Source organism: Pseudomonas sp. AU11447, from assembly GCF_001672555.2.
Taxonomy (GTDB): domain Bacteria; phylum Pseudomonadota; class Gammaproteobacteria; order Pseudomonadales; family Pseudomonadaceae; genus Pseudomonas; species Pseudomonas nitroreducens.
This window is the reverse complement of the sequence record NZ_LZDG02000100.1, coordinates 1-1166: the sequence shown is the minus strand read 5'-3', so window position 1 is coordinate 1166 and position 1166 is coordinate 1. Positions and strand designations below refer to the sequence as shown.

1 pseudogene is annotated in these 1166 nt (G+C 64.5%); it reads right to left on the bottom strand.

Annotated features, from left to right (window positions below):
- Positions 1-1166, bottom strand: a pseudogene (locus A6723_RS30910) (hypothetical protein); the annotation flags it as partial.

Here is a 1166-nt window from a genome sequence, read left to right as displayed (position 1 = left end):
AAGTCGACGGCGGCGCCATCGCTGTCCTTGCCCACGGTGAGGTTTTCACCGGCGGCGGACTGCTGGACCATGCCGATGGCGCCGCTGCTGAGGTTGGTGGTGATGCTGGTGATGTCGCCTTCRACRCTGCCCATGCGGCCATCGAGGCCGGTGATCGAAGCGGCGTTGCTCGCGATGTCGGAGCTGTTCTGGGTGACACGACCGTCCAGGCCRGTGATCGCTGCGGTRTTGCCAGCGATGTCCGTGGTGTTCTGCGCTACGTCCTGGTTGGTGCTGAACAGCTGGCCRCCRTTCACGGCYTCCTKGCTGTCRGCGGCCACGGYACCGTCRGCCACGTTGATCAGCTTGCGCGCACCRGCAGTGCCGAGGAAGTCGACGGCGGCGCCATCGCTGTCCTTGCCCACGGTGAGGTTTTCACCGGCRGCGGACTGCTGGACCATRCCGATGGTGCCGCTGCTSAGGTTGGTGGTGATGCTGGTGATGTCGCCTTCGACGCTGCCCATGCGGCCATCGAGACCGCTGATCGAGGCGGCGTTGCTCGCGATGTCAGAGCTGTTCTGGGTGACACGGCCATCCAGRCCRGTGATCGCTGCGGTATTGCCAGCGATGTCSGCAGTGTTCTGCGCTACGCCCTGRTTGGTGCTGAACAGCTGGCCACCGTTCACRGCTTCCTGGCTATCGGCTGCCACGGCACCGTCGGCCAYGTTGATCAGCTTGCGCGCACCAGCGGTACCGAGGAAGTCAACGGCGGCGCCATCGCTGTCCTTGCCCACGGTGAGATTTTCACCGGCGGCGGACTGCTGGACCATRCCGATGGCGCCGCTGCTSAGGTTGGTGGTGATGCTGGTGATGTYGCCTTCGACGTTGTTCATGCGGCCGTCGAGGTTGGTCACGTTGCCTTCAACGTTGTTCACCCGACCGTCCAGGCCAGTGATCGCTGCCGTATTGCCAGCGATGTCCGCAGTGTTCTGCGCCACGTCCTGGTTGGTGCTGAACAGCTGGCCGCCATTCACGGCCTCCTTGCTGTCGGCGGCCACGGCACCGTCAGCCACGTTGATCAGCTTGCGAGCGCCTGCAGTGCCGAGGAAGTCGACGGCCAGGCCATCGCTGTCCTTGCCCACGGTGAGGTTTTCACCGGCAGCGGACTGCTGGACCATACCGATGGT